The following is a 26809-nucleotide window of genomic DNA, read 5'->3' as shown; positions in this document are numbered from 1 at the left end:
GCCGCCCGGCCTGGCCCGGGCCGCCGCGCCCGCCGCTGCCGGCCCGCCCGCGCCCTGCGGCGTGCGGTGGGTCAGGTGCCAGGCCAGCGCCGCCAGCGCCAGCATGGCCAGCACCGCGACCAGGCCGCCGATCAACTTGCCGCGGCGGCGCTTCGCCTCGGTGGCGGGTGGTTTTTTCGGGGAAACGGTGGAATCCATGCTCATCCTTGTTGTTCGCTGCTGACAAATGCATAAGGCAATCAGCTCGGAATGTAGCATGCGACATGGGGAAGATATGTTTCGTAACGTACATAGCGCCAGGGCCAAGACTGGCGGCAAAAACCGCTCCCGGGACTGGCTTCATACGGACTGACACCATTCGCTGCCGAAGGCGGAACAGGGACAAAAAAAGGGCGCCGGATGATCCGGCGCCCTTCCTGGACGGGTCAGAACTTGTAACAGCCAGATACAAAGCGGCTACATAACTTAACGGTTCGGCTCCGTATTTGCCTTCACCTCTACGGCAGCTCGCACAGGCAGTGGGTGACGGCCGCGAACGGCTTCTTGCCGTCCGCCAGCTCGGACAGCCAGCCCATATCCTTCGCCACCTCGGCCACGGCGCCGCGCGGCAGCGCGTCCGGCAGCATGCCCAGCTTGACCTGGATGTTGATCGCCTGCGCGCTCGACACGCCCAGCAGCGACACGAAGCGCTCGAAGGCCGTGCTTGGGCGCTCGACGTAGGCGACGCGGAAGTCGTCGCCGAGCTTGGCGCGCCTGGCGGCCGAACGCAGGGCGTCGCCGTAGCTGCCCAGGGTATCGACCAGGCCGCGCTCCTTGGCCTGGGTGCCGGTCCAGACCCGGCCCTGCCCGACCGCATCGATCTTCGCCGGGGTCGTCTTGCGGGCCGCGGCCGCCTTGGTGGTGAACTCGCGGTAGACGTTGTTGATGCTGGCCTGCACCAGCTGGCCGAAGCGCGGGTCGAGCGGGCGCAGCGGGTTGTAGGCGTCGGCCAGCCAGGTGGTGGTGACGCCGGCCGTGTTCACGCCCAGCTTGTCGGCCACCCGCTCGGCGGTCGGCAGGATGGCGAATACGCCGATCGAACCGGTGATGGTGGACGGGTCGGCAATCACCTCGTCGGCCGCCATCGAGATCCAGTAGCCGCCCGAGGCGGCGACGTTACCCATCGAGACCACGACCGGCTTGCCGGCCGCGCGCGTCAGTTCCAGTTCGCGGCGGATGAGTTCGGAGCCATAGGCGCTGCCGCCGGGCGAGTCGACGCGCAGCACGACCGCCTTGATGCTGTCGTCTTCGCGCGCGCGGCGCACCATGTTGGCGGTGGAGACGCCGCCGATCACGCCCGGGCCGCCCTGGCCGTCGGTGATTTCGCCGGCGGCCACGATCACGCCCACCGCATTGCCGAAGGGTTTTTGCGGATTGCGCGCCAGGTAGTCGCCGAAGCCCACCTGGCGGAAGCTCTTGATCGACTCGTCATAGACGCCGCGCTTGACCATCATCGCGCGCACTTCGTCCTTGGTCTTGATGCCGTCGACCAGCTTGGCCTGCAGCGCCACCTGGGCTGCATTGCCGCCGGCCGCTTCCATCAGCTGCGGCAATTGCTCGATGCTGCGCGCAACGGTGCCGGCGGCGAGCTTGCGGTTCTTCTCGACGCGGGCCGTGTAGCCGTCCCAGAGCGCGCCGTACAGGAAGGCGTCGGCCTCGGTCGCGGCCTGCGAGGGCCCGTTGCTGATGAAAGGCTCGGCAAAGCTCTTATAGGTGCCGACCTTCATCAGGTTGACCGTCACGCCCAGCTTGTCGAGCGCGTCGCGGTAGTAATTCTTGCGCCGGCCGAAGCCCTCGATCAGCACCATGCCCATCGGGTGCACATAGATTTCGCTGGCGTGCGAGGCGAGCAGGTAGCGCTTCTGGTCGAAGCTGCCGCCCCAGGCCACGACCGGCTTGCCGGCCGCCTTCACGCGGTCGATCGCGGCGCCGGCTTCGTGCAGCATGGCCATCCCGCCGCCGTCGAGCTCGTCGAGGATCAGCAGCACGCTGCCGATGTTCTTGTCCTTCGCCGCCGCGTCGAGCACGACCAGCAGGTCGCGCAGCTCGACCGCGCGCCGGCTCTCGCCGCCGACGTTGGCCAGCAGCGAATCGCGCAGCCCGCTGCTGTGCTCTTCCACCAGGTCGCCGCGCAACTCCAGCACCAGCGCGGTCTTCTCGCCGAGCGGCTTGACGCCGCCGCCGAAAATCGCCCAGAGCAAGGCGATCAGGATGAGCAGGAACAGCATGTTGAACACGAAACGCCGGGTAGCGTCCAGGCCGCGCCAGAACATACCGAAACCGCGGCGCAGGGAAGTCAGTGGCTTGAAAGGCATCGAAACTCCGCTCAGGAAGGAAAACGCATGGAATCAGGCTGTGACGGTCAGTTTGCTTGGCGTCTCTTTATGCGAGATCGCAAACAGGCCGGCAAATACGAGTATGCCATTGACGATCAACAGTTCAAGTCCCAGTCGATAGCTGCCGAGCAAATATTGCTGATTGTACTCAAGGAGTGCGCAAAGAACCGGCGCGCCGATGGTCACCCAGGGCACCAGCCGGTCGGTCAGGCTGCGCCGCGTCAGCATGCCGAAGGCAAACAGGCCCAGCAGCGGTCCATAGGTGTAGGCGGCCAGCTTCAGGATCATCATGATCATGCTCGGCTCGTCGATCCACTTGAAGCCCATCACCAGCACCAGGAACAGCGCGGCAAAGCCCAGGTGGACGCGGCGGCGCAGGCGCTCCTTCTGTTCCTGCGACAGGTCGCTGCGGCGCTGGATGCCGAGCAAGTCGATACAGGTGGTCGAGGTCAGCGCGGTGATCGCGCCGTCGGCGCTCGGGAACAGCGCCGAGACGAGCGCGATCAGGAAAATGATCTGCACCGCGGCCGGCAGGTGGCCCATGACGACGGCCGGGAAGATCTTGTCGCCGGTCTCCGCCACGCCAACGGCCGGCGCGTACAGGTAGAGCAGCCCGCCCAGGAACAGGAAGGCCGACAGCACCACGACCAGCACGGCGGTCAGGGTCAGCAGGTTCTTTTGCGAATCCTTCAGGGTCTTCACCGAAATCGTCTTCTGCATCATTTCCTGGTCCATGCCGGTCATGGTCAGCACGATGAAGGCGCCGGCGACGATCTGCTTGAGGAAGAAGTTCGGGCTGTCGAAATCGGTCTCGAAGATGCGCGCCAGGCCCTGCGACTGCATCTGGTTCAGGCTTTCCAGCATCGACATGTCGAGTTCCGTGAGCAGGAACCAGACGCAGGCGAACAGGCCGAACAGCATGCAGCTCGTCTGCAGGGTATCGGTCCAGACGATGGTCTTGACGCCGCCCTGGTAGGTGTACATCAGGATCATGCCGAGAATGACGAGCGTGGTGGCCCAGAACGGAATGCCGAGGCTGTCGAGGATGATCGCCTGCAGGATGTTGACCACCAAATACAGCCGGGCGGTCGAGCCGAGCAGGCGCGAAATGATGAAGAAGCCGGCCCCGCTCTGGTAGGCGCGCCGGCCCAGGCGCACATCGAGGTAGTGGTAGATCGAGGTCAGCTTCAGGCGGTAGTACAGCGGCAGCAGGATATACGCCACCGCGATGTAGCCGAACACGTAGCCGATCAGGATCTGGCCATAGCCGAAGGCATCCTTGCCGACGGCGCCGGGCACGCTGATGAACGTCGCGCCCGAGAGCGTGGTGCCGACCATGCCGAAGGCGACCAGCATCCAGTTGCTGCTCTTGTTACCGATGAAGAAGCTGTCGTTGGTGGCATTGCGCGAGGTGGCCCAGGCCACGCCCAGCAGCAGCGCGAAATAGGCGATGAGGATGCAAAAGAGAAGAACGGGGGACATGTGTTTCCGTGGGTGTTGACGATTCGCCCAGCAATATACACGCAGAAGGCGGGTGGAGCTACCGCGGGGTGGGCCGGGCGGGGATTCGGTCGTGTCGGTGTTGGAGTGGCGCAGGCATGGGGTAAGCACCCGCAACCGCCTCGTCGGTTTACTTTACATGCACAAAGTGCAACTTCTAAGCGTAAATACACTATTGCCTAAAAATCAATAACTTGGGGTGCCGGGCATGCTCCTTGCATAGCTCTGCAGTACAACAACCCTGAAAGGATCTCCGATGAAAGCGACGAAATTGAAAGGCGTTCTGACCGCTGTCGTAGTCGCAGCGGGTTTTACGGCAGGCAGCGCCATGGCCATGCCGACGATGGACAACTTCCTGAAAGCCTACGACAGCCCGAACTCGGGCGAGCAAACCGAACTGGCTTTCCTCGGGGATGCGACGGGACTGAGTTTCGACGCAGGAGACCTGCGCAAGATCGAAGGCAATGGCGGCGCCATGTTCGATGCCGAAACGCAGTTGTGGGTGATCGATGTCGCGCCGAATGCACCGGGATATTTCCTGCTGAAATTCGGCCTCGGCAACGGCTTCAAGACCCGCTTCGACACCTATGTGTTTCGCAACACCGGCGACCTGACCCAGCTCGCCTGGAGCAATGCGCAAGTCAACTTCCTCAGTGGCGGCGACTGCGCGATCGGCAACGACAACCGCTGCAACATCGGGCGCCTGAGCCATATCACCTGGGTGCCGGGCGGAGGCGGCGGCGAAGTGCCTGAACCGGCGTCCCTCGCCTTGCTCGGTGCCGGCCTGGCCGCGCTCACGCTGCGCCGCCGCGCGCGCTGATCCGGCAGGCCCGCCGCCGGTCCATGGCGCCCGCGGCGCCATGGCTTCCCGCTTGAACGCAGCAGCAGCCGCTCAGGCCTCTTCCCCCTCGATCCGCTCGAACGGGCCGATGCAGGCCTGCATGGTCTCGTCGCTGCACATCAGGAACAAGGTGCCGGAGGGGTGAAAGCGCACGAAATTGGTGGCGCGGGTGCCGACCTTCATGATCGCGCCCGAGCAATCCTTCTTGCCGTTGTCCTTGACGATGCGGTCTTCGAGCTTGTAGAAGCCTTTCGCGCTCGGCTTGTCGGGGATGCTGTATTCGCTTTCCGACACTTCCTCGGCGCTGGTGACGAGCGTGGTGCCGTCGCCGCGGAAGCGGTAGGTTTCGGAGCAGCCGAGGTCGGGCAGGCTGAGTCTCCAGATGCCGAGGATCGGATGGTTGGCGGCCGGCACCGGCGGCGCGGCCCGGGCGGCCGGCACGCCTGCGACAAGCGCGACACAGAGGGAAGTCGGGAGCAAGAATCCGGCAGGCAGATGCATGGCAGTTCCTTTCACTACGCTTCAGTAGTCGTACGTTCAAGTACTCGGGCGCCGGCCGCACCGGCGGCCGGGTTGGCGCTCGCTCCTGCTCCGGGCCATGGCGGCCCGGCACTGCCGACAACTGTGCCGTACTTACGCGTTATCCGGCGCCGCCTTGGGCTTGGCCGGACGGCGGGCGCGCGCGGCTGGCTTGCGCGCCGGGCCGCTTGCCTTCTTGCGCCCCGGGATCACGTTGCCGTCGACGTCGTCCGGCTCCGCATAGGCCGCATCGGCGTCATCGGCCTGCGCGGCCGGCGCTGCCTGTGCCTGGGGCGACACGGTCAGGGCCGCTGCCGGGTCTTCGACGGCGATCGCCGGCGCGGCTGCAGAATCGAGGACGGCAGTGTCGGCCGCCGCGGCAGCATTGTCTTTCTTCGCGGCCGGCTTGCGCGGCGCGCGGCGGCGTTCCTTCTTCGCCGGCTCGGGCTGCGCTTCCGCTTCCGCTTCCGCTTCCACTGCCGGGGCAGCGGCGACGGCCGGGACGGCTTCCTCGGCCACTTGCGGCCAGGCACCGGCCGCTGCCACGTCGTCGGCGTCGAAGGGTTCCGTCGGCGCCTCGACCTGGACGACCTCGTCCGGCGTCACCGGCACGAAGGGGGTGTCGGCGCGCGCCGCATGCTTGCGCCCACGTCCGCCACGGCCACGGCCGCGGCCTTCGCCCTTGGCCTCATCGCGCGCGTCGCGCAGTTCCGGCACGGCTGGCGCCATCGGCACCGCCGGCACGCCGGCGGCATCCAGATTCTCGGCCGGCGCCGCCTCGGCGGCAGGCTGCCCGCGCCCGCCGCGGCCACGGCCGCGGCCCGGGGCCTTGCCTTCCTGGCGCATCGGCTCCTGCAGCGGCGCCGCATCGGCGCCCTCGTCCGCGGCCGGCAGCTCCACGGCGGGCTGCTCGCCGCCGGCACCCGAGACTGCTCCGGCGCTGCTGCGATACACATAGGTGCCGGATTTTTCGTCGCGGCCGAACTCGAACAGGCCGCGTGCCTGCGCCTCCTCGAGCAGGTTGCCGAAGGTACGGAAGCCGTAATACACCTCGGAAAACTCCGGGCGGCGGCGCTTGAGCGTGTCCTTCAGCAGCGAGGCCCAGATCTTGCCGGTGTCGCCGCGTTCGGAGACGAGCGCGTCGAAGGTCTCGACCACCATCTCCAGCGCCTGCGTCTTGCGCGCTTCGAGTTCTTCCTTGCGGCGGTCGTCGGTCGGGCGCTTGTTGTTCTGCGGGGTGGCCTTGCGTGCCTCCTGCACTTCCTTGCGCTTGGCCGCGGCGCGGTTCACTTCGCGCACCAGGTCGTCGTAGAAGATGAATTCGTCGCAGTTGGCCACCAGCAGGTCGGAAGTCGACTGCTTGACGCCCACGCCGATCACCTGCTTGGCGTTCTCGCGCAGCTTCGACACCAGCGGCGAAAAGTCGGAGTCGCCGCTGATGATGACGAAGGTGTTGACGTGGGACTTGGTGTAGCAGAGGTCGAGCGCGTCGACGACCAGGCGGATGTCGGCCGAGTTCTTGCCCGATTGGCGCACATGCGGGATCTCGATCAATTCGAAATTCGCTTCATGCATCGTCGACTTGAACCCTTTATAGCGGTCCCAGTCGCAATAGGCTTTCTTGACCACGATGCTGCCCTTGAGCAAGAGGCGCTCGAGCACGGGCTTGATGTCGAATTTCTCGTAGTTCGCATCGCGTACGCCGAGCGCCACGTTTTCGAAATCGCAAAACACCGCCATGCTGATGTTATCGGAGGAGGAAGCCATGAGTTGTTATTTTCTAGTAATGAAGACAGGTATCGCCGGATTATACGCACAAGCCCGGCGGAGTCAGGCGCGGGTGACACCGCTGCCATGGAAGAAAATTTTCCCGGCTGGGTTGTACATACATCGCCCAATGCGATATACACTCCCATCATTGCTTCAGGTTATTTCCTTCGCGATCTACATTACCGAGCCTCTATGACTCCGTTGCTGCCCTTCGAAACCTGTCCGCATTCCCTCGCCGACTGCCGGCGCCCCGCCGGTGTCCGGCTCTTCCCAGCCTGATCCGCAGCCATGCATTCCAGCGTCGACGAGCGCGACCGCGTGGCGCGGACGGCATTGCTCGCGCCCTTCCTTGGCTCGGTCCGGCGCAATCCGGCCCTGCCCCTGCTGCTGACCTGCGCCGCATTGCTTGCTCCGATCCTGGCCGGGCACCAGGGCACGCGCGCCTGGCAGGTGCTGCTGCTTGCGCTGCCTTGCTGGCTGGTCTTGTGGCGGAGAAGCGCGACGCCCAGCACGCGCATGCTGCAAGGCCTGCTGTGCTTCCTCCCGGGCCTGGCATTCGTGCTCGACGGCGCCGCCCGCGGTTTCCTGCTCGCGGCCTACGACATGCTGCCGAACAGCGCGATGGTGCTGAGCGCGGTTGCCAATACGACAGCGGACGAGTCGGCCGAGTTTGTCGCCCTGCTCTGGCGCGACCTGCTGGCCTGGGGCGGCTTTGCCCTGCTATGCGCCGGCGCGCTGGGTGCGGGCGTGTTCCTGTGGTGGCGCGCGCCGTCTGCACCCACGCCATGCGCTGCGCCGCGCTGGCGCCTTGCGCGCATTGCGCTGGGCGCGCTGCTGCTGGCCCTGGTGAGCGCTGCGTTCGCGAGCAAGCCCTTCCGGCGTCATCACCCGCTGGCATTCTGGCCGCAATGGTCGCAGGAGGTGCGCGACCTGCGCGCGCAATGGACAGGCTATGCCCGCGACCGCGGGACGCTGCTGGCCGGCGCCGGCGCGCTCAAGCCGGTCCTGTCCCGGGATGGGCCGGATACCCTGGTGCTGGTGATCAGCGAGAGCATGAACCGCAGCAATATGAGCAATTACGGCTATCCGCGCTCCACCGCGCCGCAGTTGATCGAACGCCAGCGCACGCTCGGCGGCCGGCTGCAAGTGTTCCGCCACGCCTGGTCGGCGGATGCGTCGACGGTCCCGGCCTTGCGCAACCTGTTCTTTTTCGGCAGTCCCGAGGCAAAGCAGCGCGTTCACCTGCTGGCGCTGGCACGCGCGGCCGGCTACCGTACCTTCTGGATCAGCAACCACAACGACCTGGCCATCGAACAGGAGCATGCGCGCCTGGCCGACGAGACGCACCTGCTCAACAAGCAGCCCGGCCGGCGCACGCGCGCGCTCGACGAGCAGATGCTGCCCGCCACACGCGCGGCGCTGCGCGACCCGGCACCCCGCAAGCTGATCGTGGTGCACATGCTCGGCTTGCATCCGCATTACCAGATGCGCCGCCCGGCCGGCCAGGAGACCTTCGCCCACGCGCAGGACGGCGTGGCCGAACAGATGCAGCTTGCCGGGCGGCCGCCCTGGCTGCGCGTCCTGCGCAACGATTACGACTCGTCGATGCGCTACCACGACAGCACGGTGGCGGCGATGCTCGACCTGAGCCGCGCGGCGCCGGGCCGGCAGTCCTGGGTCTACCTGTCCGACCACGGCCAGGAAGTCGGACACACCGTCAACCGCGCCGGCCACAGCGCCACCACGCCGGATGGCTACCGCATTCCGCTCATGATGTGGAGTTCCTTCGGCCAGGCGGCTCCCTCCGCCGCCTTGACGGCGCCCGTGCGCGGCGACTGGTTCGGGCACAGCCTGGCGCGCCTGCTCGGCATCGGCTGGAAGGGCGAGCAGCCGCAGCGCGACGTGCTGGATTCGCGCTACCGCTGGCAGGCGCCGCCGCTGCCGCTGCGCTTCGACTTCCGCAGCTGAGCCTGGGAGTACTCAAAGCCGTGCCAGCGTGGCCGGATCCGGCTGCCCGTCGAAAAACTGGTCGAGACAGGCGTGGAACACGGCTTCGTCGGGCGCGACGTCGGCAAACAGGGTCATCGAGGAATGGAATTTGCGGTCGTCGGGGCCGTCGAAGATCTCGCCGATGTCCTTGTCCTGGTGGCGCGCCACCAGAGCGGCGCATTCGCGCAGGCGCGGGCCGAGCACCGGATGGGCCAGGTAGGCGGCGGCCTCGTCGCTCGATGCGATTGCATAGCGGCGCGCCATCTCGCTCGTGCCCAGGCCGGCGATCTGCGGGAACACGAACCACATCCAGTGGCTGCGCTTGCGGCCGGTGCGCAGTTCGGCCAGCACGGTGGAATACACGGGGTCCTGGGCCGCGACAAAGCGCTCCAGGTCGAATTCGGTGTCCATGGCGTTCTCCCTGCCCTGATCCTCCCGCCGATGCTACCCCTTTCGCCATCTTTGCTAAAGTGGCGTCACGATGAAACCCGAACACCTCCAACTGCTCCTGACCCGCGAAATGCCCTATGGTAAATACCAGGGGCGCAAGATCGCCGACCTGCCCGCCCACTACCTCGGCTGGTTCGCGCGCGAAGGCTTTCCGCGTGGCGAGCTGGGCGAACTGCTGGCCCTGATGTACGAGCTCGACCATAACGACCTGCGCGCCCTGCTCGACCCGCTGCGGCGCGGCACGGTGTGAGGCCGGACTACGCGGTCAGCCGCCCGGCCACCAGGCGCGTGGCGGCAGCGACGACATCGCTGCGCGCCTCGCTGTCTTTCGCGCCGCGTACCGTGTAGACCGACAGCACGATCGGAGCGCGTCCCTCGGGCCAGATGACGCCGACATCGTTCGCGCTGCCGTAGCCGCCCGTCCCCGTCTTGTCGCCCACTGTCCAGCCGGCAGGCACCCCGGCCCTGATGCGGGCAGCACCCGTGGCGCAATCGATCATCCACCGGGTCAACAGCGCCCGCCCGGGCCCGGGCAGGGCCGCACCCAGCAACAGCGCGTCAAGGGTGGCCGTCATGGCGGCGGGCGTCGTCGTGTCGCGCGGATCGCCCGGCAATGCCGTATTGAGTTCCGTTTCCCAGCGATCAAGCCTGAACATCGGGTCGCCGATACTGCGCGCAAAGCGCGTCAGCCCTTCCGGTCCGCCGATCTGGCGCAGGATCAAATTACCGGCTGCGTTATCGCTATGGATCACCGTCGCGGCGCACAGCTGCTCGAGCGTCATCCCTTCACGCAGATGCCGTTCGGTGACCGGGGAATACACGATCAGGTCGTCTTTCGTATAGTGGACGTGGCGCTGCAGGAAGCCCGGGACCTCGGCGTTGCGCGCGAGCACCGCTGCGGCTGCCACGACCTTGAACGTGCTGCACAAGGGGAAGCGCTCATGCTGGCGGTAGCCCAGCGTGCGTCCGCTGCCGGTGTCGAGTGCCGCCACCCCGAGGCGTCCGCCCAGGTCTTTTTCGAGCGCCGCGAAGCCCGCTTGCGTTGCCGCCTCGCCCGCATGCGCGCAACCCGACAGGTAATACACAGGGAGTGATGTCAGCGCCGCAAGGACGGTGCGGCGTTGAAGACGCTGGCGCATGGCTAGTCTCGATGGGATTGTTGGAGATTTGGCATTAAACCATACCCGTGGCGCCGGTCTCGACGCCCGGCCGTTGCAAGCGAGCAACGGACGGCAGCTTGCCGGCGCCTGACGAGTTGCCACTAGGCATTGATTCACGTCAAGCAGTATCCCCTTCGATATAATCTGCCGCTGCCACATCGATTCCTACAGCCATGCAAACCGAACCGGGAAAGCCTCCCACCGTCCTCGTCGTCGAGGACGACGAACACATTGCGCAGGTCCTGCGCTTCATGCTCGAACGCCAGGGCTACCGGGTCGAGCACATGGCCGACGGCCGCGCCGCGGCCCAGCACGTCGCGGCATCGGACCCGCCGGCACTGGTGCTGCTCGACGTGATGCTGCCCTACGTGGACGGCTTCGAGATCGTCCAGCTGATCCGCGCGCAGCCGGCCTGGCGCGAGGTGCCGGTGCTGATGCTGACGGCGAAGAACACCGAGCGCGACACCGTGCGCGCGCTCGACGCCGGCGCCAGCGACTTCGTCATCAAGCCCTTCCAGCCCCAGGAACTGCTGGCGCGCGTGCGCCGCTTCCTGCGCCCTGCGGCATGACGGCCGCGCGCGCCGGCTAGCGCAAGGATGCTGTCCTTGACGCCCGTTTCCCATCCCGACGCCTTCATCGACGCTGCCCTCTGGACCGGGTTCGCGGCGCTGGTCCTGACCCTGCTGCTGGCCCTGCAGATCGTCGGCATGCGGCTGGCGCTGCGGCGCCGCCAGCGCAGCGACGAGCGCGCCCTGGCGCGCTGGCGCCCGCTGCTCAACACTGCCATCGTCGGCGAGATGCCGGCCACGCTGCCGCCGCTGCGGCGCGCCGAACGCCTGCCCTTCCTGCGCCTGTGGGCGCACCTGCAAGGCTCGCTGCGCGGGGAAGCCAACGAAGCGCTGAACGCGGTCGCGCGCCGCCTCGGCCTCGACACCTACGCGCGCGGCCTGCTGCCGCGCGGCACCCGCACCTCGCGCCTGCTGGCGGCGCTGGTGCTGGGCCACCTGCACGACAAGCAGGCCTGGCCGGCGCTGCTGCGCATGGCGGGCCAGCCCGACAACACCGTCGCGCTCACCGCGCTGTGGGCGCTGGTGCGGATCGATCCGGAGGCCGCGGCCGACTACATGGTGCCGCTGTTTATCGAGCGCGAGGAATGGGCGCTCTCGCTCGCGGCCGGCATCCTGCAGCAGGCGATCGAACCGGCCACCGCCGCCCTGGTACGCATCCTGCCGCAACTGGACCAAGCCAGGCTGCCGCGCGCCCTGCGCATCGCCGAGGCGCTGCACGTGCGCCTGCCGGCCGGGATCCTGAAAGCGGCCTTGCGCAGCAGCGCGACGCCGGTCGTGATCGCCGGCCTGCGCAGCGTGCGCACGCCCGCCACGATCGAAGAGGTGCGCGAGCTGCTGGCGCACGGCGACTGGCAGGTGCGGGTGCAGGCGGCGCGCGCCCTGGGCCGGGTCGGCGAGCGCGCCGACGCCGAGCGCCTGGTCAGGCTGCTGGGCGACCGCGAATGGTGGGTGCGCTACCGGGCCGCCGAGGCGCTGCTGGAGCTGCCCGCCCTCACCCGCGCCGACCTCGAGGCGCTGCGCGCCTCGCTCACCGACCGCTTCGCCGCCGACATGCTGTCGCAGGCGATGGCGGAAAGCACAAGCCCATGAATACCGCGCATGAATACCGATCATCTCCTCGTTGATTTCATCACCTGGTTCGTGCTGGCCTTCTTCGTGGCCCTGAACGGCGGCTACCTGCTGCTCAACCTGTTCTCGCTGCGCGCCCTGCACCGGCGCGGGCAGGAGCAGTTCCTGGGCGACCTGCCGCGCGCCTATTCCGGCCTCGAGCCGCCGGTCAGCATCCTGGTGCCGGCCTATAACGAGGAAGCGACGATCGCCGCCTCGATCCGCTCGATGCTGCAGCTGACCTATGCCGAATTCGAAATCGTCGTCATCAACGACGGCTCGAAGGACAAGACCCTGGAAGTGCTCCAGCGCGAGTTCGCACTGCTGCCTTTCCCGGAAGCCTACCGGCGCCAGATCCCGACGAAAGAGGTGCGCCAGATCTACCGCTCGACGCGCTACCCGAACGTGCGCGTGATCGACAAGGTCAACGGCGGCAAGGCCGACTCGCTCAATGCCGGCATCAACGCCTCGCGCTACCCGCTGTTTTGCGGGGTCGACGCCGACTCGATCCTGCAGCGCGACAGCCTGGCCAAGGTCACCGAGCCTTTCCTGCGCGACCCGACCATGGTCGCCACCGGCGGCACCGTGCGCGTCGCCAACGGCTGCGAGGTGAGCGGCGGCTTTCTCACCAAGGTCGGCCTGCCGAAGAACCCGTGGGCGCTGTTCCAGGTGGTCGAATACCTGCGCGCCTTCCTCTTCGGGCGGCTCGGCTGGTCGGCGCTGAACGGCATGCTGATCATCTCCGGCGCCTTCGGCATCTTCCGCAAGGATGCCGTGGTGCTGGCCGGCGGCTACCGCCCCGACACCATCGGCGAGGACATGGAACTCGTCGTGCGCATGCACCGCACGCTGCGCGAAAAGGGCCAGCCCTACCGCATCGAATTCGTGCCCGACCCGGTATGCTGGACCGAGGCGCCGGAAGACCTGGCGACCCTGAAGAACCAGCGCGTGCGCTGGCAGCGCGGCCTGGCCGAGAGCCTGAACGCGAACTGGGGCCTGATGTTCTCGCGCCGCGGCGGGGTGCCCGGCTGGGTTGCCTTCCCGTTCATGGTGCTCTTCGAATGGCTGGGCCCCGTGATCGAACTGGGCGGCTATCTGTTCATGATCTACGCCTTCCTGGCCGGCCTGATTTCCTGGCCCGCGTTCGGTGCCTTCCTGTTCGTGGCGGTCGGCCTGGGCATCCTGCTCTCGGCCTCCGGCCTGCTGCTCGAGGAGATGTCTTTCCACCTCTACCCGCGCGGCAAGCAGTTGCTGATGCTGGGGCTGGTCGTGATCGTCGAGAACTTCGGCTACCGCCAGCTCAACACCTGGTGGCGCCTGATCGGCATGTGGCGCTGGGTCCGGCAGAAGGAATCGACCTGGGGCGCGATGAAACGCAAGGGCAACTGGCAGGCTGAAGCGACGGCCGCCCCCGATCCCGGCGCCGGCACGCCGCCGGGGCCGTAGTGAAGCGGCTGCTGCTGGCCACCCTGCTCGTGAGCGCATCCCCAGCCCAGGCCGGCTACCTGCACCTGTGTCCCTCCGCGCAGGCGCCGCAAGACGGCCCGCGCGCCAGCCTGCCGGGGCAAGCGGCCGTCGCCGTCGCAGCCCGGGCACGACTGCCCGGCTGCCGCGCCCTGCCCCTCGGCGTCGATGCGGCGCTGGTCGAAGCGCTGTACCCGCTCGCGCCCGGCGAGCAGGCGGCGCACACCATCCTGCTCTACGGCCCTGCCGGCCAGGGCCGCTTCGTCCCGTCCAGCCACGAATTGCCCCGGCCCGAGCGGCCGGGCGCAGCGCCGGCCCGGGTCACGATGCCGCTGCGCGCGAACCTGCTGGGGCAGATGCGCATCCGTCCCTTCGGCGTCGAGGAAAGGGTGCGGGTCGAGCAGCGCGGCGGCGGCCTGCGCATCGAATGCGATCCCGGCACCCGCGCCGCCGGCGTGCTGCTCGAAGGCCCGTGGCGCCTGCCGCTGGCCGGCCTGCGCATCAAGGCGAGCTATCGCGCCAGCGCCGCCTTCACCCTGCTGGCGGCGGACGCCGCCGCCAGCGCCAGGGAAAGCGCGCACGCCCTCGGCGAACTGCCGGCCGCCGGCAGCGTCCGCGAGGTCCTGCTGCCGATCCCTCACCGGCTGGAGCGGGCCGAGTGGCGCCGGTTCGTCATCGGCTGCCCGCAAGGCGCGGCCAGCCTGGCGCTCGATGCGCTGGCGCTGGAGCTGGCGCCCACCGCCGTTCGTCCGCCCTTGCGCTCGGCCTGGATCTGGGAAGCGGCGCAGTGGCGCGACCAGGGCCCCGCGCTGCTTGACTGGGCACGGCAGGAAGGGGTCCAGGAGCTGTTCATCGCGGTGCCGCTGGCCGGCGCGGCCGTGCGCGAGCCGGCCCGGCTGGCCGCTTTCGTGCGCCGTGCCGGCGCCGCCGGGATCGCGGTCACCAGCGTCGATGGCGACCCGCACATGGTGCTGCCCGCGCAGCGCGCCGCCAGCGTCGACCGGGTGCGCGCCTATGCCGCCTACAACCGCGCCGCCGCGCCCGCCGAACGGCTGCGCGCGATCCAGTTCGACGTCGAACCCTACCTCCTGCCGGCGCACCTGCTGGCGCCCGCGGAGCGCGAGCGCGCCTACCTGGCGCTGGCGCAGGCCCTGCACGCGCAGGCCGGCGCCACCCCGCTCGAATTCGTCGTGCCGTTCTGGTGGGGCGACAAGCGCGAACTGCTGGCCAGGCTGGCGCCGTTCGCCGACGGCCTGGCGGTGATGGACTACCGCACCGCGCCCGGCGACATCGTCCGCTTCGCCGTACCCTTCCTCGACTGGGGCAGCGCCCACGGCAAGCGGGTCCAGATCGGGCTGGAAGCGGGCCCGGTGGCGCCCGAACTGCAGCGCCGCTACCTGCGCGCCGAGGCCGGCGAGCCGGGCCAACTGCTGCTGGCCGAGGCCGGCGACACCCAGGTGCTGGTCCTGCTGCGCCAAGGCGTCGAGCAAGCGGCAGTGCCGCGCTTCAAGCTCGGCGGCGAGCGCCTGCTGGACGGCAGCGCCACCAGCTTCCACGGCCGGCGCGGCCAGCTCAAGGCGCTGTTGCCGGCCCTGGAGCGCGACTTTTCGGCCTGGCCGGGCTTTGCCGGCATTGCCTTGCACGGCTGGCAGCCAGACACGTAACAGGCCAAACCGGTCGACGCCGACGCCGCGCACCGCGATGGCCTACAATTTCACTTCATCGTCCCCCGGGAGCCACGCCATGCTGGTCAATGCAGATTTTTCGCGCGCCGTCGCCGTCACGCCGGACCGGTACGACTGGGTCGCGTCGCCCCAAGCAGGGGTCGAGCGCGTCATGCTCGACCGGATCGGCGCCGAGCAGGCGCGCGCCACCAGCATCGTGCGCTATGCGCCCGGGTCCAGCTTCCCGCGCCACGCGCATCCGGGCGGCGAGGAAATCCTGGTCTTGTCCGGCACCTTCTCGGACGAGCAGGACGACTTCCCGGAGGGCTGGTACCTGCGCAATCCGCCGGACTCCTCGCACCAGCCGTCGAGCCGCGAGGGCGCCCTCATCTTCGTCAAGCTGCGCCAGATGCCGCCCGGCGAGGATCGTCCGGTGCGGATCGACACGCGCGCGCCCTCTTCCTGGCAGCAGCGCGGCGAGCGCGCCATCTGCCCGCTGTTCGCGGGCCACGGCGAACAGGTCTGCCTGCAGCGCGTGGCGCCGCACACCGTCCTGTTCGAGCAGGAGATCGGCGGCGCCGAACTGCTGGTGCTGGAAGGCGCGCTCCTGTTCGAAGGACGCGCTTGCCCGCGCGGCTCCTGGATCCGCCTGCCGGCCGGCGCCTGGCCGGCACTGCTGGCGGGACCGGCCGGCGCCACCTTCTACCTGAAGACGGGGCACCTGGCCGGCCTTGCGGCGCAGCCATGAGCATGCGCGAAGCGCGCATTGCGATCGTCGGCGGCGGCCTGGCCGGCCTGTATGCCGCCTGGCTGCTGGAACGGCAAGGGCTCGACTACGTGCTGTTCGAGGCGCGGGGCACGCTGGGCGGCCGGATCCTGTCGGCGCCGCGCACGGACGCGCGCGACCGCGTCGACCTCGGCCCGACCTGGTTCTGGCCGGCGATCTACGTGCCGGGCTCGCGGGCGAGGTGCTGCGCGCCCACTGCCGCGCCCAGTTGGCGCGCCTGTTCGGCGCGCAGGCGGCCAGCCCGAAGGCCGAGTTCATCAAGGACTGGGCTGCCGACCCGCTCACCAGCACGCGCGCCGACCTGGACCCGGCCGGCGGGCACGCGGCGGCGCCGGAGGCCGGCATCGCCGCGGGGCCGTGGGCAGGCCGCCTGGCCGGCATCGCCAGCGAATGGTCGCAGCCCTTCCCCGGCTACCTGGCCGGCGCGGTCGACGCCGCGGCCCTTGGGGTCGCGGCGCTGGCACGGCGCCTGTAGCCTGCGCGGCGCGATCAGCGGCGGCAGGTCAGGCGCAGCGTATCGTTTTCGCGGGCGCTGACCCGCAACGGCGCATCGTCCCCGCAGCGGTAGACGATGTCCAGGCGCTTGGGCACCTTGTAGGCCGGGTCGCCGCACAGGTGGTTGCCGGCGACGACGGCGCCGCCGTTGCGCTCGGCCTCCTGGCGCACGGCCCGGCGCGCGTCGCAGACCGCGCCGCGGGCGCCATACACGGCTTCGTCGATGCGCAGCCGTCCCCAGCCATGACCCTGGCCTCGGCCGCGATCGTCGAAGGCGGCGCGCTGGCCGGCGGCAAAGCCGTCCTCGTAGCCGCGCCGGTATTCGGCGCTCTGGGCAAACGCCGACGCCGACGCGGCAGTCAAGGCGAGTATGGCGCCGGCGCGCACGATGGTGTGCTTGGCAAATCGCATGGTTTCCTCCGGTTGCATGAACACGATGTATTGATGAACATAGTGTGTCAGCGAACGCGGCAGAAAGCTGTCGCCGGCTGTAAGAGAAGTGTCAATCTGTAAGCAAGCGACGCATCCTCAGCGCTGCGCCATCCGCGACGACAGGACCACGACCTGGGCCGTGCGCCGGTCGGGTATGTAGCTCATCGACATTTCGTCGCCCCAGTTGCCCTCGTTGAAACTCATGGTGACGCTGCCGTCGCCGGAGACGAACTTGTAGGGCGCGACGGCGATCAGGCGGATCGGCTTTTGCTGGTCGATGGTCGCGTCGATGTAACGGGGCGCAGTGCGTACCTTCATGTGCCAGCCGTTGGACATGTCGTAGGAGCCGGCGATCAGCTGTGCCTGCTCGGGCCGGACCCAGGTACCGCGGGCCGGGGCGCTGACCTGGACGGTCGAGGTGGACGCCGTATCGTGGGGATACGGCAGGTCTTGGGCGCCGGCGCCAGCGGCGAGCGCCAGCAGGGACGCGGAAAGCGTGATTGAAAGGGGACGCATGATGGTTCCTTCACGAAGCAACAGGAGGCCTTCGGGACAGGCGTCGCGCGGGAAAGCGTGATGTCGAGCCGTTGGAGAGCCGCGCCGCCGGCGATGCGCAGCGCGGATGATCCAGTGTAGGACGGCGTTCGCCGCCTGCAAGGAGACGGGCACAGGCATGACGAAACAGTCTCGGATCGCGCAAAATCAGAACGGCGCGACATGAAGCGGCCCGGCGGCCGCGCTCAGGCCGTTGCCAGCGGCAGGTCTACCCGGAACGTCGTGCCCTTGCCGGGCGCCGTTTCGAAGCTGATCTTGCCGCCGTGTTCCTCGACCAGGCTCTTGCTGATCGAGAGGCCGAGCCCGGTGCCGCCCTTCTGCCGGGTGTCGGCCCCGTCGGCCTGGGCGAACCGCTGGAACACCCGCGCCTGGAAGGCTTGCGGAATGCCGCTGCCCTCGTCCCGCACCGCCAGCCGCGCGCACTCCCCGATCGCCTCCAGGGTCAAGGTCACGGCCCCGCCGCGCGGCGAAAACTTGATCGCATTCGACAGCAGGTTGGTCAGCACCTGCACCAGGCGGTCGCGGTCGATCACGGCAGCCAGGGCGCGCGCCGGTTCAGGGCATGCGAGGCGCAGTGCGACGCCGTTTTCCGCCGCAAAGGCCTGCATGCCGTCGAGCGCCTGCTCGGCCACCGGCAGCAGCGGCTGCGGACGGCGCTCGAACTGCATGCCGCCGGCCTCGATCTTCTGGAGGTCGAGCACGTCGTTCACCAGGCGCACGAGGCGCTCGGCGCTCTGGTGGGCAATCGCGATCAGGCCGGCCACGTCGGGCGGCAGCTCGCCGGCGAAGCCGTCGGCCAGCATCGACAGCGAGGCGCGGATCGAGGTCAGCGGCGTGCGCAGCTCGTGCGACACGGTCGCGACGAATTCGCTTTTCAGGCGCTCGACCTTCCTGCGCTCGGAAATGTCGTGCAGGAAGACCGCGAAGAAGGTCTGGTCGCCGCCGCTGGCCAGGCCCGCCGTCATCTCGATCGGGAATTCCTCGCCGTGGCGATTGATCACCAGGCGTTCGACGCGCCGCTCGAGCAGCGGGCTGTGGCCGGTTGCGCGCACGCCTTCGATGGCCCGGTAGGTACTCGGGCGGAAGCGCTGCGGCACGATCAGCTCGACCATCGGCCAGCCCAGCACTTCGCTGCGCTTCCAGCCGAACATGCGCTCGGCCGCCGAGTTCCAGTCGGTCACGAGCCCGCGCAGGTCGACCCCGACAAAAGCGTCCTGCGCCGCCTCGACGATCGCGCCGATGCGCTGCTCGCTGGCCCGCACCGCCACCAGCGCCCGTTCGAGCTCCAGGGTACGCGCCTCGACCCGCGCCTCGAGCGTGGTGTTCAGGCCCTGCAGTTCCTGGCGCCGCTTGACCAGGTCGCTCACGAGGGCGTTCAGCGTCTCGGACAGCGTATTGACCTCCGTGTAGCTGCCGGCCCCGGGCAGCAAGGGCAGGCTTTCGCCGCGCCCGATGCGCTGGGCGTCGCCCACCAGCCTGCCGAGCGGCCGCGTAATGTAGCGGGCCAGCACCACGCCCACGATCGAGAACAGCAGCGCCAGCAGCACACCGCTGACCAGCGCCCGTTGGCGCAGCGCCTGCGCCGGCGCATAGGCCTCGCCCAGCGTCTGCCGTACCAGCACCGTCCAGCCCAGGCCCGGATAGCTCTCGCGGCCGCGGCTGCGGCTGAAACCGACCAGGTAGGATTGGCCGTCGGGCCAGTCCTCGACCAGGTAACCGGTATCCTGGCCGCGCGCGGCGCGCAGGCTGGCCAGGTCGAGCTTCTTGCCCTGCAGGTTCTTGGGCCCCAGCAGCACGCTGCCGTCGGCGCCGACGATCAGGGCGTCGATCTTGCCGCGCGCCGCCACCGGCGCGATCACCGAGCGCTCGACCGCCCGTGCCCATTTCCACGACAGGTGGACGCCGAGCACGCCGATCGTCTTGCCGCCGGCGTCGACATACGGGAAGGCGACGTCCACGAAGCGGCGCGGCTCGCCATTCTCCTGCGGCAGCAGCTTGGCCAGCAGCACCGCCTCGTGCACGTCGCCCACGTTGATGCCCTGCAGCGCATTGCGGAACCAGGGCCGGGCGCTGACGTCCACGCCCTCGAGCAGGCCGCGCCCCGCGACCTGGACCTTGCCGTCGATGCCGGCCATGCCGATCCAGTCGTAGAAGCCATAGGAATCCTGGATGCCGTCGAGCACCTCGCGGCGCGCCGCCACATCCGAGGTCGAAGGCGACAGGTCGCGCCGCTGCGCCAGCAGCCCGACTTCGCGATGGCGTTCGTACATCCCGCGATCGAGCTTGTCGGCGGTCTGCAGCGCCAGCTCGCCCAGGCCGTGGCCGATGCTCTCCTCGACCTGGCGGCTGGCGGCGATGTCGACCACTTCGACCAGCAGCACCGTCAGCAGGATCGACAGCAGCGAGAACGCCAGCGCCAGCCAGCTGCCGAGGCTGCGCAGCCCGCGGCGCCGCGGGCGGGGGGGAACAGTGCCCGCAGGCGCTGCGGCAGGAGGAGGTATTTCGTGGTTCATGGGATGGAAAGATTTGCCGTAGCGCAAGAGTAGCACGCCGGGCCTGCGCGAGCGACTGCTGGTGTGGCGCAAGTGCGTGTGCCGCAACACGGGGAAGCCGAGTGCGCGCCAGGACGGGTTGGAAAGCAGCCGGGAATGCCGGGTGTTTCCTTGCCGCCTGAACACGGCTTGTGCTTGTCATAACAGCAAGTTGCCGCGTACACTGGGCATTACGGAGGTCTGCTTTTCGTGCACTTGCTCAAAACAAGCGCAAAGCAAGAGCGGACATTGAACACGGACGGTCGTCGGCGGACACTCAGCGTATTCCGCGATCGGCGCGAAGCGGACCAAATCGGTGATCAAATTTATCTTCAGCGGGGTATGCCTGGTGTGCGTTACCGGTTGCTACACGGTAGACGATGAACGGTTCGCCAAACAGGTGCATGCACTTGTCCAACCCGGTATCGCGATCGATGCCGCCGTCCGCCAGCTGGAAGCGGATGGGTTTGGTTGTGGCCCTTTCGCCCCGACGCCATCCAGGACATGCTCCAAAGAGCGCCAGAGATGACTACCGTCGACCTGTATCGAACGGGTCAACCTCCATACTGGGGAAAACTCGGCCGTAGTTCAACACGTCGAAGTAGTCCCCATCGTATGCGCCGGGTTCTGATAGCCGTTTCGATATCGTTCTGACTGCCGAGAACGGGCCTCCTCGACAGTAATCTGGCCTGCCTGGATGCGATTGAGGGAATAGCTCCTGTTCCCGAGGGTACCGCGAGGCGCTGCAACGCGGCCATGGCGGTTTTGTCAGACGCTCTTTATCTCGGCTCCGCTTCTCGACATGCCGCCGCCGCGAGGCCGGCCGAAGCCCAACCCGCACAGCCGCGCCGGTTTTCTCTTATACTTACCGGCTACAACCATCCGCACCAAGACCACAGCATGTCCGACATCACCACGCCTGCCTCCGACTCCCTGCTCGACTACGTCACCTCGTGCGCGCTGCCCACGCCCTGGGCCCAGTTCACGCTGCATGCCTTCGTCGAGCATGCGACCGGCAAGGAACACCTGGCGATGGCGCTGGGCGATATCGGCAGCGGCGAACCGGTGCTGGCGCGCGTCCATTCCGAATGCCTGACCGGCGACGTGCTGTTCTCGCAGCGCTGCGACTGCGGCGCCCAGCTCGAGGGCGCCCTGAAGCGCATCGCCGCCGAAGGCCGCGGCGTGCTGCTCTACCTGCGCCAGGAAGGGCGCGGCATCGGGCTGGTGAATAAGATCCGCGCCTACCGCCTGCAGGAAGCCGGGGCCGACACGGTCGAAGCCAACCTGGCGCTGGGTTTCCATGCGGACGCCCGCAACTATGAGCTGTGCCGGCCGATGCTCGAGCAGTTCGGCATCGGGCAGGTCAAGCTAATGACCAACAATCCGCGCAAGATCGACGCCCTGTCGCGCCTGGGCATCGAAGTCGTCGAGCGGGTGCCGCTGCTGGTGAACCGCAATGCCTTCAACAACAGCTACCTCGACACCAAACAGGCCAAGCTCGGCCACATGATGACGCCGCAGCTGGACGCCGTCGCGGAAGATGGCGAACTGTAACGTCCTGCAGAGAAGTTAGTATGGTGGCAAGATAGCGCTTAACATCGCATCCTGTCATCCTGCCCGGTTCGCGCGTGCGGCCCGGGCCCGGTGATTCGTCCATCGACATGAAACGCTTCGCCAGCCTCCTCCTGTTGTCCTGCCTGGGCGCATCGGCGGCGGCACCGACGGCCGACAAGCCCACGGCCAGGGACCTACGCACCGCGGCCTCGCAAGCCGCCCGGCCCACTGTGGTGCCCCCGACTGTGCCGCCCGCCGTGGTGCCTCCAGGCGTCGTGCCGCCCACCGCCGTGCCGCCGGACAGCCCGCCGGCCGCCACCCCGCCCGCGCCCGGCCCCGGCGAAACCGACGACAACAGCACCGCCCTCCCCTTGCCGTCCTCGGCCGCGCAGGAACTGTATTCGTCGGCGCAGTCCGACCTGCTGCAGATACGCATGTTGCTGCGTAACGGGCGCACCCAGTCGACGGTCGGCTCGGGCTTTCTCGTCGGCGAAAGCAACCTGGTAGTGACCAATTACCACGTGGTGTCGCAGATGGCGCTCGATCCCGACGTGTATGCCGGCGAATACGTCGACACCGACGGCCGCCACGGTCCGGTCGAACTGCTGGCCGTCGACGTGCTGCACGACCTGGCGGTGCTGCGCGTGGGCCGCAGCGGCACCGGCTTCTTCAAGGTGCCGGAAGAACCGGCGCGGCTGCTGCAGGGACAGAAGCTGTACTCGCTCGGCAATCCGCTCGACCTCGGCTTCGCCATTTCCGAAGGTGCCTACAACGGCGTGGTCAGCCGCAGCTTCTACGACCAGCTGATGTTCGGCGGGCCGATCAATTCGGGCATGAGCGGCGGACCCAGCGTGACCGCCAGCGGCACCGTGGCCGGCATCAACGTCTCCAAGCGGCGCGACGGCGAGGCGGTCAGCTTCCTGGTGCCGGTGAAGTACGCGCAGGAACTGCTGCGCAAGGTGGCGGCCCAGGGTGCGCCGCCGAAGGACTTCAACCCGCTCATCGCGGAGCAATTGCTGGCGCACCAGCGCGCCATGGTCGGGCGCCTGCTCGACACCCCGCTGTCGATCAAGAGCATGGGCCCCTATCGGGTGCCGGTGCGCGAGTCGGGGCAGCTTCGCTGCTGGGGCCGCTCGAACGTGAAGGCCGGGACCTCGTTCAGCGCCGATTCGCTCAGCTGCGCGACGGAATCGGCCATCTACGTCTCGGACACCCAGCAGACCGGCGCCGTGTCGATGACCCACCAGTACCTGCGCTCGGCCACCCTGCACCCGCTGCGCTTCGCGGCCCTGGCCAGCAGCCAGTTCGCGGTCGACCGCCTCGGCAACACGCGCGACACCCGCCTGACCGGGCCGCTATGCAGCGAGGGCTTCGTGCACTCGAACACGCTGTCCATGCGCGCCGTCACCTGCGTGCGCGCCTACCGCAAGTTTCCCGGGCTGTACAACTTCACCGTGCTCACGGCCAGCACCGACAACCCGCAGGCCAGCCTGCAGAGCCGGCTGGACGTGGCCGGCGTGTCCTACGAAAACGGCATGCGCGTCACGCGCGCCTTCCTCAACGGGCTCGGCCGCAGTGGGAAGTTATGAAGGGCGGCGCATGACGGGGCCGTGGTTCATCGAAACGCTCGCCCGCAACGGCGACGTCCTGCACCGGCACCGGGTCGATGCGCTGCCGATCCACATCGGCCGCGGCTACGACAACGACTACATCCTCGACGACCCCTACGCCGCGCCGCGCCACGCGGTGGTCGAAGCCGGGCCGGACGGCGAGCTGGTGCTGCGCGACCTGGGCACCCGCAACGGCGTGGTGCACGCCGGGCGGCGCAGCGCCCGGCTGCCCCTGAGCGGCAATACCGTGGTGCGGCTCGGGCACACCACGCTGCGCGTGCGCGCCGCCGGCTTCCCGGTGCCGAACGAACTGCCGGACCGCACCATGCACGGCTGGGAAGGCGCGCTGCCGGGCCTGGCAGGCGCCCTGCTCACGGCGCTCGTGGCGCTGTTTACGATGTGGCTGGCCGACACCCAGCCCTACCGGCCCTTCCGCTACCTGCTGGCGCTCGCCTATGGCCTCGGCGCCGGCCTGGTGTGGAGCGGCCTGTGGGCCTTCGGCAACCGGCTGTTCGGGCGCCACGCCCGCCTCGGGCGCCACCTGTTCATTTTCGGCTGCGGCGTTGCCGCCCTGATGGCGTTCCGGCTGGTGACCAGCGCCGTCGGCTATGCCTGGTCGATCGAGGTGTTCACCCGCTACGGCTCGCACGTGGCGATTCTGCTGGTGGCCGGCATGGTGTACTTCCACCTGCGGACGGTCAAGCCCGAGCCGCGCAAGCGCTTCGCCCTGATCTGCGCGGCGCTGGCGCTGCTCGGTTCGGGCCTGGTGCTGATCAGTAACGACCAGCGCAACGGCCGCCTTGCCGACGAGCTCTACATGTCGGTGCTGCTGCCGCCCGACATGCGCTTCACGCCGGACGCCAGCGTGGACGAATTCATGGCAGACGTGGCAGGCATGAAGCAGAAACTCGACCGCGAACGCCTGGAAGAAGAGTAAGAGCGTTTGAGCTGCGAGGCGCGGCCGGTTGCCGCGCCCCGTCGTTCAAGGGTGGCCGCTGTCGCGCCATTGCATGCTTGCGCACGCGGCGTCAGCGGCCGGTATGGCTCTCAGGCGTGGGCGCCCTTGGCCCCGGGGCCAGGTTCGCTGCGCTGCATGGAACCGCTTTGCGAGCCGCCCTGGCTGGCGCCCTGGTCGGCGCTCTGCATGGTGGCGCCGGCGCTGCCGTTGCCCTGCCTTGCCTGGCCGTTGCCGCCATGGCCGCCCGCGGAGAACGGATCGGTGAAGCGCTGGATGGTTTCCTGCTGCTTGCGCAGGCCGCGCTCGGTTTCCTCGGAAGCGGTGCGCGCCACTTCGTCGGCCAGCTGGCGCGCGGTGCGGGTGGTGTTCTGCACGTGCTGCTCGGTGACGCGGGTCATCTCGACCTGGGCGTCGGCGGCCACGCGCGAGATGTGCTGCTGGTAGGCGCGCAGCTTTTCAGCGGCCGGCTGGGCGCGCGACGCGGCCGCGCTCAGCACTTCGGTCTGGCGGTCGGCGGTGATCATCTGCTGGCCGGCCAGCGTGGTTTCCTCGAGCATCGTCTGCACCAGCTTGATGTTCAGGTCGCACATCTGCTGGAAAGACTGGAACAGCGTTTTCGACACGTCGTTCATGAAGGCGGTCTGCGCGTCCAGGTGGGTGCGCACCGCTGGCGTTACGGACTGGGAAAATGGATACATGCGTTGCCTCGCTCATGGGTAGTGGTTATAAGGATGAGTCTTCCCGGCGCAGCACGCTGGTGTGCGCACGTGGAAGTTCGCGGGGGAAGATCCGGCCCCGTCAGGCGGGAACGCCGCTTTCCGCGCGAAGCCTCAAGGCTAGGGCAGCAGGTGTTGACGGGTTTGCGCTAAATCAAAGGTGCGCCGTCAAGGACGAGCCGGCATGGGCAGTTCCGCGCCGCAATCCTTGCAATAGCGGGCGCGCGCGTCGTGGCCGCCACTGCCGCAGGAGGCGCAGTCGCGCTCGCCGGCCCCTGCCCGGCTCCGGAAGTGCTGCGCGGTCATCTCGGCCGTCACGATCCCGGTCGGCACCGCGAGGATGCCCCAGCCGAGCAGCATCATGAACGAGGCGATCAGCTTGCCGAAGGGCGTATGCGGCGTGATGTCGCCGTAGCCCACGGTCGTCAGCGTCACCGCGGCCCAGTACATTGCCGCCGGGATGCTGGTGTAGCCGTGCTCGGGACCTTCCACGACGTACATCAGGGTGCCGAACACGACGATCGCCATCACCACCACCGACAAGAACACGAGGATCTTGCGGCGGCTGGCCGCCAGCGCGTGTCCGAGGCGCGTGTACTCTTCGAGATACAGGGTCAGCTTGAAGATGCGGAACACGCGCAGCAGGCGCAACACCCGGATATCGAGCAGCGCGCCGCTGCCCGGCACCAGCAGCGAAATATAGGTCGGCAGCACCGACAGCAGGTCGACGATGCCGTAGAAGCTGGACGCGTAGCGCAGCGGCCGCCGCACGCAGGCCAGGCGCGCCACGTATTCGACCGTAAAAAGGAGCGTGAATCCCCATTCCAGCGCGTGCATGACGGCGGCATGGCGCTGGCGGACCACCGGGACGCTTTCGAGGATCACCACGACGATACTCAGCACGACCGTAATGACGAGGGCGATGTCGAAGCGGCGCCCGGCCGGGGTGTCGATCCCGAAGATGATCTCGTGCATCCGCGCGCGCCAGCCGTGCTCCGGCCGCCCGAACTGGTCGTGCTCCCCGGCCATGCGGGGGTCCGGGACAAGCCTTGCCTGCCGCGCAGCCTTGTCTGCCATGTCGCGCCCCGCCGCTGTCAGCCTGCTTCCGGTCCGCTCTTGGTCCGCTGCCAGTCTGCTGTCAGTCCGCCGTCAGTCCGCATGGCGCTCGACCCAGGCGACGAAGCTGTCGACGAAAGTTTGCAGGAAACCGCGCAGCGACTCGTCGGTCAGGGTCTCGCCTTCGAATTTCGAGGCGATGCCGCCGAGGTAGGCTTCCGGCCCCGGCATGGCCGGCATGTTCAGGAAAGGCAGGCTCTGGCGCAGGTGGTGGTTGGCGCCGAAGCCGCCGAGCGCGCCCGGCGACTGGCTGACGATGGCGCAGGGCTTGCCGGTCCAGGCCGCCTTGCCGTAGGGACGCGAGCCGACGTCGATCGCATTCTTCAGCGCACCCGGGGTCGAGCGGTTGTATTCGGGCGTGACGAACAGGATACCGTCGGCGGCGCCGATGCGCTCGCGGAATGCGCTCCAGGCCGGCGGCGGGCCGGCGGCTTCGACGTCCTCGTTATACAGCGGCAGGTCGCCGATCTCGACGATCTCCATCTCCAGCTTGCCCGGCGCCATGCCCATCATTGCCTTGGCCAGCTTGCGGCTGAACGATTCCTTGCGCAGGCTGCCTACCACGACTGCGATTTTTTTCGTTGCCATTGCGGTTTCCTTTCTTGAAATCGACAAGCTTCGATACTAACGCAGCCGGCCGCAAGGCA

24 protein-coding genes and 2 pseudogenes are annotated in these 26809 nt (G+C 68.3%); 13 read left to right on the top strand and 13 right to left on the bottom strand.

Features of this window, described 5'->3' with window-relative positions; genetic code table 11:
• The 3 genes and pseudogenes from ACFPAH_RS10375 to ACFPAH_RS10365 all read right to left on the bottom strand — a co-directional run.
• A pseudogene (locus ACFPAH_RS10375) lies at positions 1-198 on the bottom strand (efflux transporter periplasmic adaptor subunit); the annotation flags it as partial.
• A gap of 299 nt (positions 199-497) precedes the next feature.
• Positions 498-2354 (bottom strand): signal peptide peptidase SppA, encoded by a 1857-nt coding sequence (gene sppA, locus ACFPAH_RS10370; RefSeq protein ID WP_379744390.1) that lies wholly within the window; start codon positions 2352-2354, stop codon positions 498-500.
• 33 nt (positions 2355-2387) lie between these two features.
• A complete protein-coding gene (locus ACFPAH_RS10365) occupies positions 2388-3857 on the bottom strand; it encodes a sodium:solute symporter (protein WP_379744388.1) in 1470 nt (489 codons plus the stop codon).
• A 346-nt stretch (positions 3858-4203) separates the two neighbouring features.
• Between ACFPAH_RS10365 and ACFPAH_RS10360 the strand changes: the two genes are divergently transcribed.
• Positions 4204-4695 (top strand): PEP-CTERM sorting domain-containing protein, encoded by a 492-nt coding sequence (locus ACFPAH_RS10360; protein ID WP_379744386.1) that lies wholly within the window; start codon positions 4204-4206, stop codon positions 4693-4695.
• Positions 4696-4767: 72 nt separating this feature from the next.
• On the opposite strand, the gene ACFPAH_RS10355 is transcribed toward ACFPAH_RS10360, so the two are convergent.
• Positions 4768-5217 (bottom strand): hypothetical protein, encoded by a 450-nt coding sequence (locus tag ACFPAH_RS10355; RefSeq protein ID WP_379744384.1) that lies wholly within the window; start codon positions 5215-5217, stop codon positions 4768-4770.
• Between the two features lie 132 nt (positions 5218-5349).
• Complete coding sequence (locus tag ACFPAH_RS10350) at positions 5350-7002, bottom strand: NYN domain-containing protein (RefSeq protein ID WP_379744382.1); 1653 nt, start codon at positions 7000-7002, stop codon at positions 5350-5352.
• Between the two features lie 291 nt (positions 7003-7293).
• On the opposite strand from ACFPAH_RS10350, the gene ACFPAH_RS10345 reads away from it, so the two are divergent.
• A complete protein-coding gene (locus ACFPAH_RS10345; RefSeq protein ID WP_379744380.1) occupies positions 7294-8973 on the top strand; it encodes a phosphoethanolamine transferase in 1680 nt (559 codons plus the stop codon).
• Positions 8974-8985: 12 nt separating this feature from the next.
• Here the strand turns inward: ACFPAH_RS10345 and ACFPAH_RS10340 are convergent, their stop codons facing one another.
• Positions 8986-9405 carry a DUF1810 domain-containing protein gene (locus ACFPAH_RS10340; RefSeq protein ID WP_379744378.1) on the bottom strand — a complete coding sequence of 140 codons (420 nt, stop codon included), beginning with the start codon at positions 9403-9405 and terminating at the stop codon, positions 8986-8988.
• Positions 9406-9475: 70 nt separating this feature from the next.
• Here ACFPAH_RS10340 and ACFPAH_RS10335 point away from each other — a divergent pair, with 70 nt between their 5' ends.
• Entirely contained in the window at positions 9476-9694 is a 219-nt protein-coding gene (locus tag ACFPAH_RS10335) for a DUF3820 family protein (protein WP_379744376.1), read from the top strand.
• 7 nt (positions 9695-9701) lie between these two features.
• Here the strand turns inward: ACFPAH_RS10335 and bla are convergent, their stop codons facing one another.
• Entirely contained in the window at positions 9702-10583 is an 882-nt protein-coding gene (gene bla, locus ACFPAH_RS10330) for a class A beta-lactamase (RefSeq protein WP_379744374.1), read from the bottom strand.
• Positions 10584-10777: 194 nt separating this feature from the next.
• On the opposite strand from bla, the gene ACFPAH_RS10325 reads away from it, so the two are divergent.
• The 7 genes and pseudogenes from ACFPAH_RS10325 to ACFPAH_RS10295 all read left to right on the top strand — a co-directional run bounded on the left by ACFPAH_RS10325 (position 10778) and on the right by ACFPAH_RS10295 (position 16670).
• Entirely contained in the window at positions 10778-11173 is a 396-nt protein-coding gene (locus ACFPAH_RS10325; RefSeq protein WP_379744372.1) for a response regulator transcription factor, read from the top strand.
• A gap of 36 nt (positions 11174-11209) precedes the next feature.
• Positions 11210-12262, top strand: a complete 1053-nt coding sequence (locus ACFPAH_RS10320) for a HEAT repeat domain-containing protein (protein ID WP_379744370.1) — start codon at positions 11210-11212, stop codon at positions 12260-12262.
• Positions 12263-12271: 9 nt separating this feature from the next.
• Positions 12272-13726 (top strand): glycosyltransferase family 2 protein, encoded by a 1455-nt coding sequence (locus ACFPAH_RS10315; RefSeq protein WP_379744368.1) that lies wholly within the window; start codon positions 12272-12274, stop codon positions 13724-13726.
• Positions 13726-15408 (top strand): hypothetical protein, encoded by a 1683-nt coding sequence (locus tag ACFPAH_RS10310; RefSeq protein ID WP_379744366.1) that lies wholly within the window; start codon positions 13726-13728, stop codon positions 15406-15408. The genes ACFPAH_RS10315 and ACFPAH_RS10310 overlap by 1 nt, the downstream gene beginning before the upstream one ends.
• A 79-nt stretch (positions 15409-15487) precedes the next feature.
• A complete protein-coding gene (locus tag ACFPAH_RS10305) occupies positions 15488-16156 on the top strand; it encodes a cupin domain-containing protein (RefSeq protein WP_379744364.1) in 669 nt (222 codons plus the stop codon).
• Positions 16153-16287, top strand: a pseudogene (locus ACFPAH_RS10300) (NAD(P)-binding protein); the annotation flags it as partial. The gene ACFPAH_RS10305 and the pseudogene ACFPAH_RS10300, both read left to right, overlap by 4 nt.
• A gap of 89 nt (positions 16288-16376) precedes the next feature.
• Positions 16377-16670 carry a hypothetical protein gene (locus tag ACFPAH_RS10295; protein ID WP_379744405.1) on the top strand — a complete coding sequence of 98 codons (294 nt, stop codon included), beginning with the start codon at positions 16377-16379 and terminating at the stop codon, positions 16668-16670.
• 14 nt (positions 16671-16684) lie between these two features.
• Here ACFPAH_RS10295 and ACFPAH_RS10290 read toward each other — a convergent pair whose 3' ends face one another.
• The 3 genes from ACFPAH_RS10290 to ACFPAH_RS10280 all read right to left on the bottom strand — a co-directional run bounded on the left by ACFPAH_RS10290 (position 16685) and on the right by ACFPAH_RS10280 (position 20190).
• On the bottom strand, positions 16685-17101 hold the full coding sequence (locus ACFPAH_RS10290; RefSeq protein WP_379744362.1) for a hypothetical protein: 417 nt from the start codon (positions 17099-17101) through the stop codon (positions 16685-16687).
• 117 nt (positions 17102-17218) lie between these two features.
• A complete protein-coding gene (locus tag ACFPAH_RS10285) occupies positions 17219-17638 on the bottom strand; it encodes a hypothetical protein (RefSeq protein ID WP_379744360.1) in 420 nt (139 codons plus the stop codon).
• 224 nt (positions 17639-17862) lie between these two features.
• Positions 17863-20190, bottom strand: a complete 2328-nt coding sequence (locus ACFPAH_RS10280) for an ATP-binding protein (RefSeq protein ID WP_379744358.1) — start codon at positions 20188-20190, stop codon at positions 17863-17865.
• 918 nt (positions 20191-21108) lie between these two features.
• On the opposite strand from ACFPAH_RS10280, the gene ribA reads away from it, so the two are divergent.
• From ribA to ACFPAH_RS10265, 3 genes are all read left to right on the top strand, one after another.
• Entirely contained in the window at positions 21109-21762 is a 654-nt protein-coding gene (gene ribA, locus ACFPAH_RS10275) for a GTP cyclohydrolase II (protein ID WP_379744356.1), read from the top strand.
• Positions 21763-21869: 107 nt separating this feature from the next.
• Positions 21870-23351 carry a S1 family peptidase gene (locus ACFPAH_RS10270; RefSeq protein WP_379744354.1) on the top strand — a complete coding sequence of 494 codons (1482 nt, stop codon included), beginning with the start codon at positions 21870-21872 and terminating at the stop codon, positions 23349-23351.
• Positions 23352-23361: 10 nt separating this feature from the next.
• On the top strand, positions 23362-24309 hold the full coding sequence (locus ACFPAH_RS10265; protein ID WP_379744352.1) for an FHA domain-containing protein: 948 nt from the start codon (positions 23362-23364) through the stop codon (positions 24307-24309).
• A 110-nt stretch (positions 24310-24419) separates the two neighbouring features.
• On the opposite strand, the gene ACFPAH_RS10260 is transcribed toward ACFPAH_RS10265, so the two are convergent.
• The 3 genes from ACFPAH_RS10260 to ACFPAH_RS10250 form a co-directional block, all read right to left on the bottom strand.
• A complete protein-coding gene (locus tag ACFPAH_RS10260; RefSeq protein ID WP_379744350.1) occupies positions 24420-25028 on the bottom strand; it encodes a phasin family protein in 609 nt (202 codons plus the stop codon).
• Positions 25029-25214: 186 nt separating this feature from the next.
• Positions 25215-26075 (bottom strand): ion transporter, encoded by an 861-nt coding sequence (locus tag ACFPAH_RS10255; protein WP_379744348.1) that lies wholly within the window; start codon positions 26073-26075, stop codon positions 25215-25217.
• A gap of 120 nt (positions 26076-26195) precedes the next feature.
• Complete coding sequence (locus ACFPAH_RS10250) at positions 26196-26750, bottom strand: NADPH-dependent FMN reductase (RefSeq protein WP_379744346.1); 555 nt, start codon at positions 26748-26750, stop codon at positions 26196-26198.
• Between the last annotated feature and the right edge of the window lie 59 nt (positions 26751-26809).

Origin of the sequence: Massilia sp. GCM10023247 (genome assembly GCF_042653325.1) — a bacterium.
Classification (GTDB): domain Bacteria; phylum Pseudomonadota; class Gammaproteobacteria; order Burkholderiales; family Burkholderiaceae_D; genus Telluria.
The sequence above is the reverse complement of the archived record's forward strand: the minus strand, read 5'-3'. Positions and strand labels throughout refer to the sequence as shown.